Genomic DNA, 13,783 nt, shown 5'->3' on the forward strand with positions numbered 1-13,783 from the left:
ATAACGATGCCCTATACTGCGAGTGAACAACGATATGATGAGATGAAATATGTACGTTCCGGCAAATCCGGAATCAGACTGCCGCAAATTGCGCTGGGTTTATGGCAGAACTTTGGTGGCAACCGTACATTGGATATTCAGGAAGAAATGATTTTGCGTGCCTTTGACCTCGGAATTAACCATTTCGATCTGGCGAATAACTATGGTCCACCTCCAGGATCAGCAGAAGAGAACTTTGGCGTGATTTATAAAAAACATCTGCGTCCTTACCGGGATGAACTGCTCATCTCCTCGAAGGCAGGTTACCATATGTGGAATGGACCTTACGGCGAGTGGGGCTCCCGCAAAAACCTGATTGCCAGTCTGGATCAAAGTCTTGGTCGGATGGGGCTGGACTATGTGGACATTTTCTATCATCACCGTCCAGATCCGGACACGCCATTGGAAGAAACGATGACGGCGCTGGATCATATCGTGCGGCAAGGTAAAGCTCTGTATGTGGGCTTGTCCAATTATAATGCAGAACAGACGCAAGAAGCGGTAACCATTCTTCGTCGTCTGGGTACGCCATGTCTGGTTCATCAGCCAAACTACTCGATGCTGAATCGCTGGATTGAAGACGGTCTGCAAGACGTACTGGATGAGCAGGGCGTAGGTTCCATTGCGTTCTGTCCACTCGGCCGCGGTCAGTTGACGAATAAATATGTCGACAAGATCAAGGAAGAACGAGCCAATCCAACAGGCAATTTGAAAAAAGAAGCATATACGGACGAACGGATTGCCAAGTTCGATGCACTTCAGGCGGTTGCGGAGCGAAGAGGGCAGACGATCTCTCAACTGGCTTTGAACTGGATCTTGCGCGGTAACCGTGTAACCTCCGCACTGATTGGTGCAAGCCGTGTGTCCCAGATTGAAGAAAACGTGGCTGCGCTAAGCGCACCTGATCTGACAACGGAAGAGTTGAATGAGATCGAAAGCATTTTGGACGGAATGGGTAATTATCCGTGGTAACATACACAGTATAGCTGTGTGAAAATTATAGTTAGGTAAAACTAATGTAATATAAATGAAGAATGAAAATGGCGCCTACCTGATCAATCAGGAAGGCGCCATTTTGTATATGTCATTTTCATTATAGGATAAGATCTATTATAATAGTTCATTAATTGACCTATGTTTATTTTTTTCAGAATGAAGCTAGTTCATAGCACCTGGTCCTAGGATTTAGGGTATAATATATAGAAGCTTTACAATTGAACTACGAAGGAGAGGCTCCATTTGAACTTTGAACAGTGGATTTCGCCTGAAAGCTATAACCTGACATCCGAGATGGAGAATCATCCATCAGACCGGATTGCACTTAGATGGCTCAGCGATCAACGAGAATTGGAAGAGATCACGTATGGTGATTTGTTCAAGCAGGCGAATCGTCTTGCTGGAGGTCTGCGTGAACTTGGACTCGAGAAGGGTGATCGGGTGTTGGTCATGGTACCACGCCGTATTATTGCCTATGTTATTTACATTGCTTGTCTGAAATTGGGGATTGCTGTTATTCCTTCCTCCGAGATGTTACGGGCAAAAGATCTGGAATATCGTCTGCGTCACTCTGAGGCGCGGGCTGTTATTGTATGGTCCGAGACAACCTCGGAAGTGGAAAAGATGGACGCGGATCTGCCGTCACTGGCACATCGCATCGTGGCATCACCGAATGAAGAAGTTAGCGTACCTGCTGAAGGTTGGGTCAATGTGCATCAGTTAATGCAAAATCAACCCGAAGAGATGGCTGCGGTGCAAACTCACCGTGATGATACGGCTATCCTTGCTTATACTTCGGGCACAACTGGTAATCCCAAAGGAGTTGTACATAGCCACGGTTGGGGATATGCCCACCTGCGGATCGCTTCTTCATTATGGCTGGATATTCAACCTTCAGATACCGTATGGGCAACGGCTGCACCTGGCTGGCAAAAATGGATCTGGAGTCCGTTCCTGTCGGTACTCGGAAGAGGCGCGACTGGACTGGTCTACAATGGATCATTCCAGCCCAAGCGTTATCTGGAACTGATGCAAGAACATCAGATTAATGTCCTTTGCTGTACACCAACGGAATATCGGTTGATGGCCAAAGCCGATGATCTTGGACATTATGACCTGTCTCATCTGCGCAGTGCTGTTTCAGCGGGTGAACCGCTCAATCAGGAAGTCATTGAAATCTTCCAGCGTCACTTTGACCTGACTATTCGAGACGGCTATGGACAGACCGAGAGCACGTTATTAATCGGCAGTCTCAAAGATGCGCCTGTACGTATTGGCTCGATGGGTCAATCGATTACACCTGGGTTGATTGAAATCATCGATGAAGAGGGACAACCTGTGCCTGCGGGTGAAGTTGGAGATATCGCGGTACACAAAGAGATGCCAGCTTTGTTCCGGTCCTATTATCAGGATGAGGGACGGAAGGAAGCGAGTCAGCGTGGCGATTATTTTGTAACAGGGGACCGTGCACGTAAAGACGAAGAAGGATACTTCTGGTTTGAAGGTCGCAGTGACGATATCATCATCAGTTCGGGTTACACGATTGGACCATTCGAAGTGGAAGAAGCACTCATGAAACATGCCAGTGTGAAGGAATGCGCGGTGGTTGCAAGTCCGGATGAGATCCGTGGCAATATTGTCAAAGCTTTTGTCGTGTTGAGAGACGATTCACTGGCTTCACCGGAACTGATGCGTGAACTGCAACACCACGTCAAGGAAATTACAGCACCTTATAAATATCCACGCAAGATCGAATTTGTTACGGATCTGCCAAAGACCAACTCTGGTAAAATCCGCCGGATTGAGTTACGCGAACAAGAAAAACGTAATGTATAAATGAGATTAGGTAACGAATGATTGAAAAATAATAGCATAAGTAGTGAAAGAGAAGGAATCGATTCTGAAGAAGCGATAGCGTTCGTATTTGTCTCCTAATTTTAACCTTTGAAAATACGATGAAGAAAATTTGGAGACAACGACGATCTAAAGAACGATCCTTCGCTGTAACGGCCACTCAGCAGATTCTGAGTCATCTTAAAATTTGAAACAGGAGTGAACACAACCATGAGTCAATTTGAACAAACCTTTGAAAAGTCATTGGAACAATACGCAGAACTAGTTGTTAAAGTTGGCGTGAATATTCAAAAAGGACAGGATCTGCTCGTTACTGCACCGATCGAAACGCTTGAATTCACACGTCTCATTGTGCAAAAAGCCTATGCGGCTGGTGCAAACTATGTACAGGTCGACTTCGATGACGACAACATTACCCGCAGTCGTTTTGAACATGGCTCCAATGACAGCTTTGACTACTATCCAGCCTGGAAAGCGGATATGATGGAAAAGTTTGCAGAAGCAGGCGGCGCTACCCTGACGATCAAAGTTCCAGATCCTGAACTGTATAACGGAATTGACTCCGACAGCGTTTCCCGTGCTACTAAGGCAGCTGCACACGCACGTCGCGGATATGCCAAATACACACGCAACCATGAAATTAGCTGGTGTCTGATCAAGGCCCCAACCAAGGCTTGGGCGAACAAAGTATTTGCCGACATCCCGGAAGAAGACCGAATCAACGTGATGTGGGAAACCATCTTCAAAATGAACCGTGTAGATGGCGGAGACGCCGTACAAAATTGGAGAGAACATCTGGACACATTGAATGCAATGAGTGATCGACTGAATCAGAAAAATTATAAAAGCCTACACTACCGCGCACCAGGTACCGACTTGAAAATTGAACTGGTGAACAATCACATCTGGGGCGGTGGCGGTGGTGAGAACCAACAGGGGATTTATACGGTTGCCAATATGCCGACTGAAGAAGTATTCACCATGCCTAAGCGCAGTGGAGTGAATGGATATGTCAGCAGTACCATGCCTTTGAACTTGAACGGGCAACTGGTAGACCAGATGAGAATCACATTCAAGGATGGACAGGTTGTAGCGTTTACGGCAGCATCCGGTGAAGAGCATTTGAAGAACCTGTTTGCCACCGATGAAGGTGCACGTTATCTGGGTGAGGTCGCACTAGTACCACATGACTCCCCAATCTCCAACCTGAATCGTATTTTCTACAACACGGGTATTGATGAAAATGCATCCTGCCACTTGGCTGTGGGAAGTGCGTATCCATTCAACATGAAAGATGGCACAACCATGTCGAATGAAGAGTTACTGAAGCATGAGTGCAATGTGAGCTTGACTCACGTTGATTTCATGATTGGTTCCGCTGAGCTGGATATCGATGGTGAGTTACAGGATGGTACAATCGAGCCGGTATTCCGTAAAGGCAACTGGGCATTTTAATTTCTAATTTAGTTATATAAGTTGAACTAAAGAATATTTACACTGGACACTCCGATGACAGAATAACCTTCCAATCGCTGTTATCCCCAGAATTTTTTTGATTCCCTTTTCCGAAGGGGAAAATCCGGGGATAGCGTATGCTTCCGATGCAGCTTTCTTTCAGAAAGCTTTTAGGCGAACGCTTCGCTTTTTCAGTTTTTTTCTGTCCTCTCCGTTATCGTGTAAATGATTAGTTCAACATAAATAGTAGCAGTAATATTACTGAACGAAAAAGTGACTTCAATTTGAAGTCACTTTTTTTCCTCGTAACATGGATTACACTGGTCTTACAGGTACACATATCTCGCAATAATGCTGATTGAGCAGCTCCCAACGATATCGTTCTATAACCGGCTTGTTGTCCATCCGATAACCACTTGTTTGTAAATGAGGGATGATCACATTCCAAGCCTGCTGAATAGCTTCTGCCGTATGTCTCACCTTACAGATGAGATAATCTCCGCCTGATAACTCGCCAATCTCAACAAACTCATCTTCCAGACGTTCAGATTCAGTGATAACAATACAAGCATCATATCTGCAGTTCTGAGGAGGTGTGCTCGCCGGGTCATCCTGAGGAATACCGAATAAAATTGCTGATTCATGAAGCAGTTGGTTTTTGTCTGCCCATTGTTTCAGCGTATTCATCGCTTGAACATTGGCAGGCCCATACGGACCAACTTGTCGCACATAGGCGATACGATATGACGGGAGGTTTTCGATAACCATTTCCATGAAAATCTTCCTCTCTGTACGATTTCTCTTACATGTTGGATGCTAACATGGTAAAAAAGAATTTGCTTAGGTAATTGTTGAATCCCGGCGACGAAACTCATAGAATAGGGATAATATGTTGGAAGACTGTTCCAATAGAGCAAAACGAGAGGGGGAGGCGTTAGACATGGATATTACTTATGCCTTCACGGATGAACGTTTCAGGCAAGTTGTGTTGGATCGTTTTTGTGAGCAGCGGGATTTCATTCAGGAGAGTGACGTTTGTGAGGTTGAGATATTAGAACTCTCAAATCACAATATTAGCAATCTTGATGGAATCGAGTATTTCAGGGGTCTTCAAGAGCTGGATTGTGCCTATAATCAATTGAGCGGTCTGGATCTTACTCAGAATCACAAGCTGAGGATATTACGTTGCAGAGAGAATCAGCTTCTTACACTGGACCTCCGTTCCAATTCGGAATTGCAGGTGCTGGATTGCAGTTTTAATCGACTTCGCAAATTGGATCTTTCTCATAATTCCAAACTTATAACGGTGGAGTGTCACTGGAATATGTTGTCGGAGCTGGCTTCGGAGCCCCTTGAGCAGTTGGAGGAACTTAGTTGCAGTTATAACGCTCTTTTCTCACTTGAACTTGAACACAATAAGCAACTGCGGCGACTTGATTGCGCCAATAATTACATGTTGGAACTTGATGTAACAGGTTGTCCAAACTTGATTGAACTTCGTTGTAACCACAATCATATCAAACAGTTGGATTTTCGTTCAAATATGGTTTTAGAGAGTGTCCGTTGTTTTAACAACCATATTAGCAAGCTGGATATTCACCATAACGTACAACTAAAAGAGTTGTACTGTTCCGAGAACAAATTAACCGAGTTGGATTATAGCGCTAATCCCAAGCTGGAAAGACTGCAGTATGCAGATAATCTAATGTTTGAATCCAATCATGAAGTTCCGGGTATGGGGTTGTTTCAGTATGACGTCTCGATGTCCAACTATCAGATGAGCTTACTTATTCAGGATAAAGAACTGGTAGTCACTGCACAGGTTTCAACCAAGACAGAGATGGAAATATTGTCCCCATATATGGAAGAGACGTGGAAACGGTGGGACATGCTAGGTGAGCAGGCACTTAAAACCATTGTCGAGGCTCATCCGGACGAAGATATCAATGCATTGATTTTGGCTGATGCAGAATTTCAGGGAGATCAATATTTCCGATTGGGTTATGATGCGGGGGATACACCTGCTGGTCGACTGTACATATATGCGGAGTTTGACGATGAATTTCACATGTTGGATACGTTGATCTATGAAACGTATTAAAGCCACGAGATCGTGGCTTTTTTGCTTTGTTGAACTAAAGATTATTTACACTGACACTACGATGACAGAACAACCTTCCAATCGCTGTTATCCCCAGATTTTATTTCCATTCCTTTTCTAAAGGGGAAATCCGGGGATAAAGGCGCACGCTTCGCTTTTTCAGTTTTTTTCTGTCCTCTCCGTTATCGTGTAAATGTTAGTTCAACTTATATAATTGGTTATATTATATGTTATTCAGCGTGCATTTTGTTAAAGCTAACATATTCGTTAATCGGTTTACGGTAACCGCGTGGGCGCTGTTTGGCTTCCGACTTTTTGCCGATGGTGATCAGCATAACTGGTACATAATGGTTAGGGATTTCCAAACTCTTTTGCAGTTCTTCGGAGTCAAAGCCAATCATTGGACAAGTGTCCCAACCGCGATCCTGAGCGATCAGCATCAATTGCATGGCAGACAGGCTGGCATTGCGAATCGCATCCTCACGTTGGAAGAATCTGCCCCGAGATTCGTAAAACTCGGTCACACTTTGGGATTCCTGCTCGTATTGGAACGGAGTAAGAGCGCCCAGGTTCAGCAAGCCTTCGTTAATGGTGCGGATATGATGATGTGCGTTAACATCGCCCAAAACCACGATGACCGCAGAAGCTGTTTTTACTTTATATTGCTGGGAAGCTTCATAGACTTTCTCTTTCTGTTCCTCATCTTTAATCACAAGATAGTGCGTGTGTTGCAGGTTAAAGGCAGATGGTGCAAATTTGTTCAGGGCAAAAATCTCTTGTAATTCCGAATCTGAAATTTCAATTCCTTCTTCAAAAATAACGGCCGATCTACGGTTTTTGACTAGATTCTCCAACTCACTCATGGTGGTTTCCCTCGCTTATGTATAATTTATAAACTGACTATAACACACTTAGTTACTTTATGTAAGTATTATTTTAGAATAAGACAAGGATTGTCTGCCATACGCTAAAATAAAACACTAGAGGTGATTCATGAAAGCATTGATCGCAAGGTATATGGGAGGACATGACCCTCATGAATTTCGGGTATATGTGATCCAATCTTCGACGTTAAAACGTTTTGTAGTAGTGGAGATTATTCTAGGCCCTATCGTGTACAATGTCGCACTTTATTTGTGCCATAATGTAATACTTGCTGGAGTAGGCTCTTGGGCTGGAACAGAAGGTCTGAAGAGACTGCCACTGGTTTTTAGAAAAATCGTTGGGACATGATGAATTGTAAATGAAAAATTGAAGCAGAAGAGGGCCAGTTGCGGCCCCATCTTCTCCTTCAGTCATGTTATCTATAGTCACGCTTCTTTTATCTGATCTAATAACTTTCTACGCTTTGGGTTCAAACTTGCCTTATTTGGCACGTTCCAAATACTGCTCCAGCGTAAGTTTCTGGTTGGTAATCTCACCAGCAATATATACTCCGACATAACGTACATGCCATGGCTCATAGGAGTAACCAGTCAATTTCTCCTGATCTTTGCCATAACGGATGATGAAGCCGTACTTGTGGGCATTGGCTTTCAGCCATTTGCCTTCTTTGGTGTTGCCAAAGCTTTGCTGAAGATCGTAACCAGCCGAAGCGCTGGAGATATCCATAGCTAGACCGGTCTGATGTTCGCTTTGTCCTGGCCGAGCACTTGTTTTATTGGCAACAGCTTCGCCTTTGATGCTGGCATTACGGTCAAAGATCGATTTCTGAGTCGCATACGAGCGATAGCCAGACACCGCTTTGATATCGATGCCGTCTTTTTTGGCAGCCGCAAATAGTTTCTCTAGCGCTGTTGCAGCTACTTTACGCATTTGTTTCTTCGGACTGGAACCTGAGAAGCTAAAAGGAATATTAGGTACAACCAAATCTTGAGGTGCATAAGTTGAAGGCAGATTTCTCTTTTTATTGACAAGCACAACTGTACTGGACACATTGGTCACAGTTGCCACATTTTTAATCGTTTTGATCGTACGACCAGGTGCATTATCATGCAGAAATTGAGTGAAGCTAGAGCTTGCGGCAGATGCCACGGGATTCAGGTTAGAAGTGATGGGAAACGTAGTAAAGGCAGAACCTGCTACAACAGAACCTATGAGAATTGTAGATATGATGGATTTACGAGTAAAAGATTTCATGATGTGTGTTCCTCCTCGGAATATATGAATCTATATACCGAGTATACTAGAGGATTATATCCATAGGTTCTCCAATTGTTTCCGAGTTGTAAACAAAGTTTGCTATAAAGATCGAACTAGAGGATATTTACACTGGACACTACGATGACAGAACAACCTTCCGATCGCTGTTATCCCCTGATTTTTTTGATTCAATTTTATAATGGTGAAAATCTTGGGATAGCGTATGCTTCCGATGCAGCTTTCTTTCAGAAAGCTTTTAGGCGAACACTTCGTTTCTTCAGGTTTTTTCTGTCCTCTCCGTTTCGTGTAAATGTTTAGTTCATCTTTTATAGAGTCTTATTTGCAACTCTGATAGAGGCATATAAAGAAAAGCACGTTAAAAAAGCCGTTGCATTAGATGCAACGGCTTTTGATGTGAAGAGAGATAATGCTAGATTACTTCAAGTAAGCTGGAGACTGTATTACAACATGCAGGCGTTAGATCCACCGGAGCTTCCCGCAGTTACAGCACGGGTGTCACGAACGCGAACGTTGGCGCTGAGCACACCAGAATCACTGCTTAATTTGAAAGAAGGATAATTCTCTTCTGTATCCAGCTTCATGTGTTGTTCGAGGTTTAGTTGCTGCTTCGGATCAACATAGAACGGAACCAGATTGGTTTCAATCTGAGCGTCGAGAGCCGCAAGTTCATCAACAATGATAATAGCGATAACTCCATTACATCCGCAACCTTCCAAGTCATAGATCACTTTGAAATATCCAGGTTGGTCATTCAGGCTTTCCGTCAATCGTTTTGCAGCCAAATCTGTAATTTGAATATACATATAGGTACACTCCTTTATATGTGGTCATGGTTGGTAAATGGTAAAAGAATTGATTCAGCTTCTATTCCCATTATACCACTTTGGCAAAAATCAAAGCATTTATTTTCTTGACTGATTCGCGCAGGAATGTCAGAAGAATACGCTGCTGCCCTCGCAGGACTGGATGTGCCTATCCGGGGGAATAACCCGATTTCATTCGAGCAATTTATTCAGAATCATATGGAAGTATGGAAATAATGGAAGAAACATTTTCATATTATGAGAAGACGGTGCCTAGTGCCCGTCTTTTTTGCATGTCTACCAGCATGTTGACATCGTTGATTCGAATATGGATCTCTCCCTAACAAGGGACACTAAGGAAAGCAGTGATTATACGAACACACTTTTGGGGAAATAGATGAAGATGAATGTTAGGGCGTGTCTGAGACACGCCCTAGATAAAGGGGCGAAGAGAGCGAATGATTCAGTTCGAAAATGTATCGAAACAATATCCTGATGGAACAACGGCTTTGCGTCAGGTTAACCTCAACATTAACAAGGGAGAACTGTTTGTCATGATTGGTCCGAGTGGATGTGGCAAAACCACCATGCTCAAAATGATCAATCGCCTTATTGAGCGAACAGATGGAACAGTGCGTATTAATGAACGCCCCATCGATGAATACAACATTCATGAGTTGCGATGGAATATAGGATATGTGCTGCAACAGATTGCACTATTCCCGCATATGACAATTGCCGAAAATATTGCAGTTGTTCCTGAACTGCGAAAGTGGAAGTCAGATCAAATTAAGGAGCGTGTACATACGTTACTGGACATGGTGGGTTTGCACGGAGATACGTACAGTGAGCGTAAACCGTCCGAGTTATCCGGAGGACAACAGCAGAGAATTGGTGTGTTGCGTGCACTCGCTGCCGATCCCGAGATAGTTTTGATGGATGAACCGTTCAGTGCACTCGATCCAATGAGTCGGGAGAAATTGCAGGACGATATTCTGGATATCCAGCGTCAGATGAAAAAAACAATTGTGTTTGTCACCCATGATATTCAGGAAGCGATGAAGCTCGGGGATCGCATCTGCATTATGAAGGATGGACAGGTTTTGCAGGTAGGCACTCCGGAAGAACTGATCCGACAGCCAGCTAATGATTTCGTACGTGAATTTGTCGGAAGTCCTAACACCGATACGAGTTCACAATCTGATTTTGATCTCGAATCCATCATGTCACCACTCTCACCGGGTCATGTGCCAAAATCAGCCAAAACCGCCGTTCCTGCATCCATTACGTTAACGGAATTAGTTGATATCATGGCTTCCCATGACCATCTGCTGGTTGAACGTAACCGCCAGATTATTGGCGAGATCAGTCGAGTTGATCTGATGAAATACTGGTCTGGTCAGTTACAGGAACGAGGTGAAGAACATGAGTAGATTCACGGAGGTGTTCAGTGAGCGCAAAGGTCAGTTGTTGTCTGCTCTGCTGGAACATATTCAGATCTCATTTATCGCATTGTTCTTTGCTGTCCTCATCGCTATTCCGCTTGGTATATACCTTACACGCAAACCAAGAGTGGCTGAACCAATTATCGGGGTTACGGCTGTGTTGCAGACGATACCTTCCTTGGCGCTTCTCGGATTGCTCATCCCGTTATTCGGCATAGGCACACTTCCTGCAATTATTGCATTGGTGGTGTATGCACTGCTCCCCGTACTTCGCAACACGTACACAGGCATATCCGAAGTTGATCCTTCCATGGTGGAAGCGGCGAATGCGATGGGCATGAATAGTTGGCAACGTCTAATCAAAGTGGAACTGCCACTGGCGATGCCTGTCATTATGGCCGGAATTCGGACCGCGATGGTGCTTATTGTAGGAACGGCGACACTTGCTGCTTTGATCGGCGCAGGAGGTTTGGGTGCATTAATTTTGCTGGGCATTGATCGGAACGATACGGCATTGATCATCCTTGGAGCCATTCCGGCCGCATTGCTGGCGATTTTGTTTGATGTACTATTACGTCAGTTCCAGCGGTTATCCTTCAAGAAAACATTGGTTACCCTTGGTTCGCTGGCAATAATCGCGATACTTGTGATTACCATTCCCTTCGTGGCACGTGGTGGACAGAAGGATCTCGTCATTTCCGGGAAATTGGGGGCGGAACCCGAAATTCTCATTAATATGTACAAATTGTTAATCGAAAAAGACACAGACCTGACCGTTGAACTAAAACCCGGGTTAGGCAAAACGCCATTCCTTTTCAATGCACTCAAGTCGGGTGATATTGACATCTATCCCGAATTCACGGGGACAGCGATCTCCGAATTTATGAAGGAAACGGCTGTGAGTACGGATCGAACAGAGGTCTACGAACAAGCCAGAGACGGAATGTTAAGCCAGTTCAACATGGTGCTGCTGAACCCAATGGATTACAACAATACGTATACTTTGGCCGTTCCAAAGAGCATCGCAGATCAATACAATCTCAAGACCATTTCGGATCTCAAACCGGTGGAACAGCAGATGAAGGCAGGATTCACGCTTGAATTCTCGGATCGGGAAGACGGTTACCTTGGCATTCAGAAGAAGTATGGGATTGAATTCCCGAACGTGGCAACCATGGAACCGAAGCTTCGCTATGGTGCTGTTCAACGTGGCGATATCAATCTGGTAGATGCCTACTCCACAGATAGTGAGTTGAGACAATATGAACTCGTTGTGCTGGAGGATGATCAGGAATTGTTCCCACCGTATCAAGGCGCGCCGATGCTTCGTCAAGAAACGGCAGATCAATATCCACAACTGGTTGAGGTGCTGAATCAGCTTGCTGGAAAAATTACGGATGACGAGATGCGTCAGATGAACTATGACGTGAACGTAGAGGGAGCGAATCCTGAACAGGTTGCAACAGAGTACCTTAAACAGGCTGGATTGCTGTAACTTCAGGCATCCCTGCAATAGATGCACCAAAAGGATGAGGAGGAACCATGATGACACAAGAAACGTATGACTTGATTGCAATTGGAACAGGAAGCGCGGCAAGCTCTGTTATCACCCGTTGCGCTGAAGCTGGATGGAAAATCGCTGTAATTGATGAACGTGAGTTCGGCGGAACGTGTGCACTGCGTGGCTGTGATCCCAAGAAAGTACTGGCCGGAGCGGCGGAGCTGATTGACTGGAATGAACGGATGCAAGGGAAAGGAATTCAGGGACAGGCGACCATCAACTGGTCTGAACTTATGGCCTTTAAACGCACCTTTACCGAAAGCATACCTAGAGCAAGTGAAGATCAATTCAAACAGGCCGGAATGGATACGTTCCATGGTAAAGCTACATTTGTCGATGAAAATCATATTCAAGTTGGAGAAGAAGTGCTCCATGGCAAACACATCCTGATTGCTACCGGTGCAAGACCTGCGCCACTTGAGATTGAGGGCTCAGAGCATCTTATATATAGTGATGACTTTCTGGATCTGGAACAGTTGCCGGATCGTTTAGTTCTGGTAGGCGGTGGATACATTGCATTTGAGTTTGCGCATATTGCGGCCAGAGCCGGGACGGAAGTCCATATCCTGCATCGGAGTGAACAGCCTCTGAAGTCGTTTGATGCGGAGCTGGTGGAATCTCTGTTACAAAAATCGAAAGAGATCGGCATTCATGTTCACTTGAATGCGGAGGTGAAGTCCATACGGCAAGAGGGGAACGCCTATGTTGTTCATGGCACACGTAATGGTGCAGATCACCAGTGGCAGTGTGGACTTGTCGTTCATGGAGCCGGGCGTGTTCCTAATGTGGATGGGCTGGAATTGGAGAAAGCCAACGTCAGCTACAGCAAAAAGGGGATTACGGTGAACGAGTACTTGCAAAGTGAAAGTAATCCGAGAGTGTATGCTGCTGGCGATGTGACCGATACAAAAGGGTTGCCTTTAACCCCGTTAGCAGGTCAGGAATCCCGGGCTGTATCGTTCAATTTGTTGGAGGGAAATCAACACAAACCTAATTATAAAGTGATGCCTTCCATTGTGTTTACTGTCCCTACCCTTGGAGCTGTAGGTATGAGCACGGAACAAGCCAAGAAGGATGGCTACGAGGTGCAGGTAAATGATATGTCGAAATGGTATACTTACAAGCGAACTCATGAAAAATTTGCCATGGCCAAAGTGGTGATCGACAAATCAACCGGACGTATTCTGGGTGCACATGTGCTCGGGAGCAAAACAGAAGAATTGATTAACCTTTTTGCAATGGCGATTCAGTTCGATCTGACCATCGATCAGTTAAACACCATGAATTTTGCATATCCTACTGCTGCATCGGACCTGGGTTCTTTAATTTAGAAGTGATGATGAACTCCCCTTTGGGATGGAAGGAA

Annotated in this window: 11 protein-coding genes; 7 read left to right on the forward strand and 4 right to left on the reverse strand. The window is 44.8% G+C overall.

From position 1 onward, the window contains the following. The first annotated feature begins 6 nt into the window (after positions 1-6). The 3 genes from BS614_RS17080 (at position 7) to BS614_RS17090 (ending at position 4,344) form a co-directional block, all read left to right on the forward strand. A complete protein-coding gene (locus BS614_RS17080) occupies positions 7-1,011 on the forward strand; it encodes an aldo/keto reductase (protein WP_074094841.1) in 1,005 nt (334 codons plus the stop codon). Between the two features lie 318 nt (positions 1,012-1,329). Further along, on the forward strand, positions 1,330-2,871 hold the full coding sequence (locus tag BS614_RS17085; RefSeq protein ID WP_074096881.1) for an acetate--CoA ligase: 1,542 nt from the start codon (positions 1,330-1,332) through the stop codon (positions 2,869-2,871). 228 nt (positions 2,872-3,099) lie between these two features. Beyond that, positions 3,100-4,344, forward strand: coding sequence for an aminopeptidase (locus BS614_RS17090; protein ID WP_074094842.1), 1,245 nt, complete (start codon positions 3,100-3,102; stop codon positions 4,342-4,344). A 315-nt stretch (positions 4,345-4,659) separates the two neighbouring features. On the opposite strand, the gene BS614_RS17095 is transcribed toward BS614_RS17090, so the two are convergent. After that, positions 4,660-5,118: an AraC family transcriptional regulator gene (locus BS614_RS17095; protein WP_074094843.1), complete on the reverse strand. Its 459-nt coding sequence runs from the start codon at positions 5,116-5,118 to the stop codon at positions 4,660-4,662. 166 nt (positions 5,119-5,284) lie between these two features. Between BS614_RS17095 and BS614_RS17100 the strand changes: the two genes are divergently transcribed. Next, positions 5,285-6,445, forward strand: a complete 1,161-nt coding sequence (locus BS614_RS17100) for a leucine-rich repeat domain-containing protein (protein ID WP_074094844.1) — start codon at positions 5,285-5,287, stop codon at positions 6,443-6,445. Positions 6,446-6,675: 230 nt separating this feature from the next. On the opposite strand, the gene BS614_RS17105 is transcribed toward BS614_RS17100, so the two are convergent. The 3 genes from BS614_RS17105 to BS614_RS17120 all read right to left on the reverse strand — a co-directional run bounded on the left by BS614_RS17105 (position 6,676) and on the right by BS614_RS17120 (position 9,411). After that, a complete protein-coding gene (locus BS614_RS17105) occupies positions 6,676-7,308 on the reverse strand; it encodes a nitroreductase family protein (RefSeq protein WP_074094845.1) in 633 nt (210 codons plus the stop codon). Positions 7,309-7,810: 502 nt separating this feature from the next. Next, on the reverse strand, positions 7,811-8,584 hold the full coding sequence (locus tag BS614_RS17115) for a M15 family metallopeptidase (protein ID WP_074094846.1): 774 nt from the start codon (positions 8,582-8,584) through the stop codon (positions 7,811-7,813). Between the two features lie 464 nt (positions 8,585-9,048). After that, the gene (locus BS614_RS17120; RefSeq protein WP_074094847.1) at positions 9,049-9,411 is read right to left on the reverse strand and encodes an iron-sulfur cluster biosynthesis family protein; all 363 of its coding nucleotides are present in this window, start codon (positions 9,409-9,411) and stop codon (positions 9,049-9,051) included. A gap of 458 nt (positions 9,412-9,869) precedes the next feature. On the opposite strand from BS614_RS17120, the gene BS614_RS17125 reads away from it, so the two are divergent. Genes BS614_RS17125 through BS614_RS17135 form a run of 3 tightly spaced genes read left to right on the forward strand, consistent with a single transcriptional unit; the run spans position 9,870 to position 13,748 of the window. Continuing rightward, positions 9,870-10,844, forward strand: a complete 975-nt coding sequence (locus tag BS614_RS17125; protein ID WP_074094848.1) for an ABC transporter ATP-binding protein — start codon at positions 9,870-9,872, stop codon at positions 10,842-10,844. Next, positions 10,837-12,351 carry an osmoprotectant update ABC transporter permease/substrate-binding subunit OpuFB gene (opuFB, locus tag BS614_RS17130; RefSeq protein WP_074094849.1) on the forward strand — a complete coding sequence of 505 codons (1,515 nt, stop codon included), beginning with the start codon at positions 10,837-10,839 and terminating at the stop codon, positions 12,349-12,351. Before BS614_RS17125 ends, opuFB begins: the two co-directional genes overlap by 8 nt. A 50-nt stretch (positions 12,352-12,401) precedes the next feature. Continuing rightward, positions 12,402-13,748 carry a dihydrolipoyl dehydrogenase family protein gene (locus BS614_RS17135; RefSeq protein WP_074094850.1) on the forward strand — a complete coding sequence of 449 codons (1,347 nt, stop codon included), beginning with the start codon at positions 12,402-12,404 and terminating at the stop codon, positions 13,746-13,748. Positions 13,749-13,783: the final 35 nt, after the last annotated feature.

The organism is Paenibacillus xylanexedens, assembly GCF_001908275.1.
Classification (GTDB): Bacteria; Bacillota; Bacilli; order Paenibacillales; family Paenibacillaceae; genus Paenibacillus; species Paenibacillus xylanexedens_A.

What these genes read in the sequence shown, in the direction of transcription:
- BS614_RS17080 (WP_074094841.1), top strand. Translation starts at nt 7, where the DNA reads ATGCCCTATACTGCGAGTGAACAACGATATGATGAGATGAAATATGTA.
- BS614_RS17085 (WP_074096881.1), top strand. Translation starts at nt 1,330, where the DNA reads ATGGAGAATCATCCATCAGACCGGATTGCACTTAGATGGCTCAGCGAT.
- BS614_RS17090 (WP_074094842.1), top strand. Translation starts at nt 3,100, where the DNA reads ATGAGTCAATTTGAACAAACCTTTGAAAAGTCATTGGAACAATACGCA.
- BS614_RS17095 (WP_074094843.1), bottom strand. Translation starts at nt 5,118, where the DNA reads ATGGAAATGGTTATCGAAAACCTCCCGTCATATCGTATCGCCTATGTG.
- BS614_RS17100 (WP_074094844.1), top strand. Translation starts at nt 5,285, where the DNA reads ATGGATATTACTTATGCCTTCACGGATGAACGTTTCAGGCAAGTTGTG.
- BS614_RS17105 (WP_074094845.1), bottom strand. Translation starts at nt 7,308, where the DNA reads ATGAGTGAGTTGGAGAATCTAGTCAAAAACCGTAGATCGGCCGTTATT.
- BS614_RS17115 (WP_074094846.1), bottom strand. Translation starts at nt 8,584, where the DNA reads ATGAAATCTTTTACTCGTAAATCCATCATATCTACAATTCTCATAGGT.
- BS614_RS17120 (WP_074094847.1), bottom strand. Translation starts at nt 9,411, where the DNA reads ATGTATATTCAAATTACAGATTTGGCTGCAAAACGATTGACGGAAAGC.
- BS614_RS17125 (WP_074094848.1), top strand. Translation starts at nt 9,870, where the DNA reads ATGATTCAGTTCGAAAATGTATCGAAACAATATCCTGATGGAACAACG.
- opuFB (WP_074094849.1), top strand. Translation starts at nt 10,837, where the DNA reads ATGAGTAGATTCACGGAGGTGTTCAGTGAGCGCAAAGGTCAGTTGTTG.
- BS614_RS17135 (WP_074094850.1), top strand. Translation starts at nt 12,402, where the DNA reads ATGACACAAGAAACGTATGACTTGATTGCAATTGGAACAGGAAGCGCG.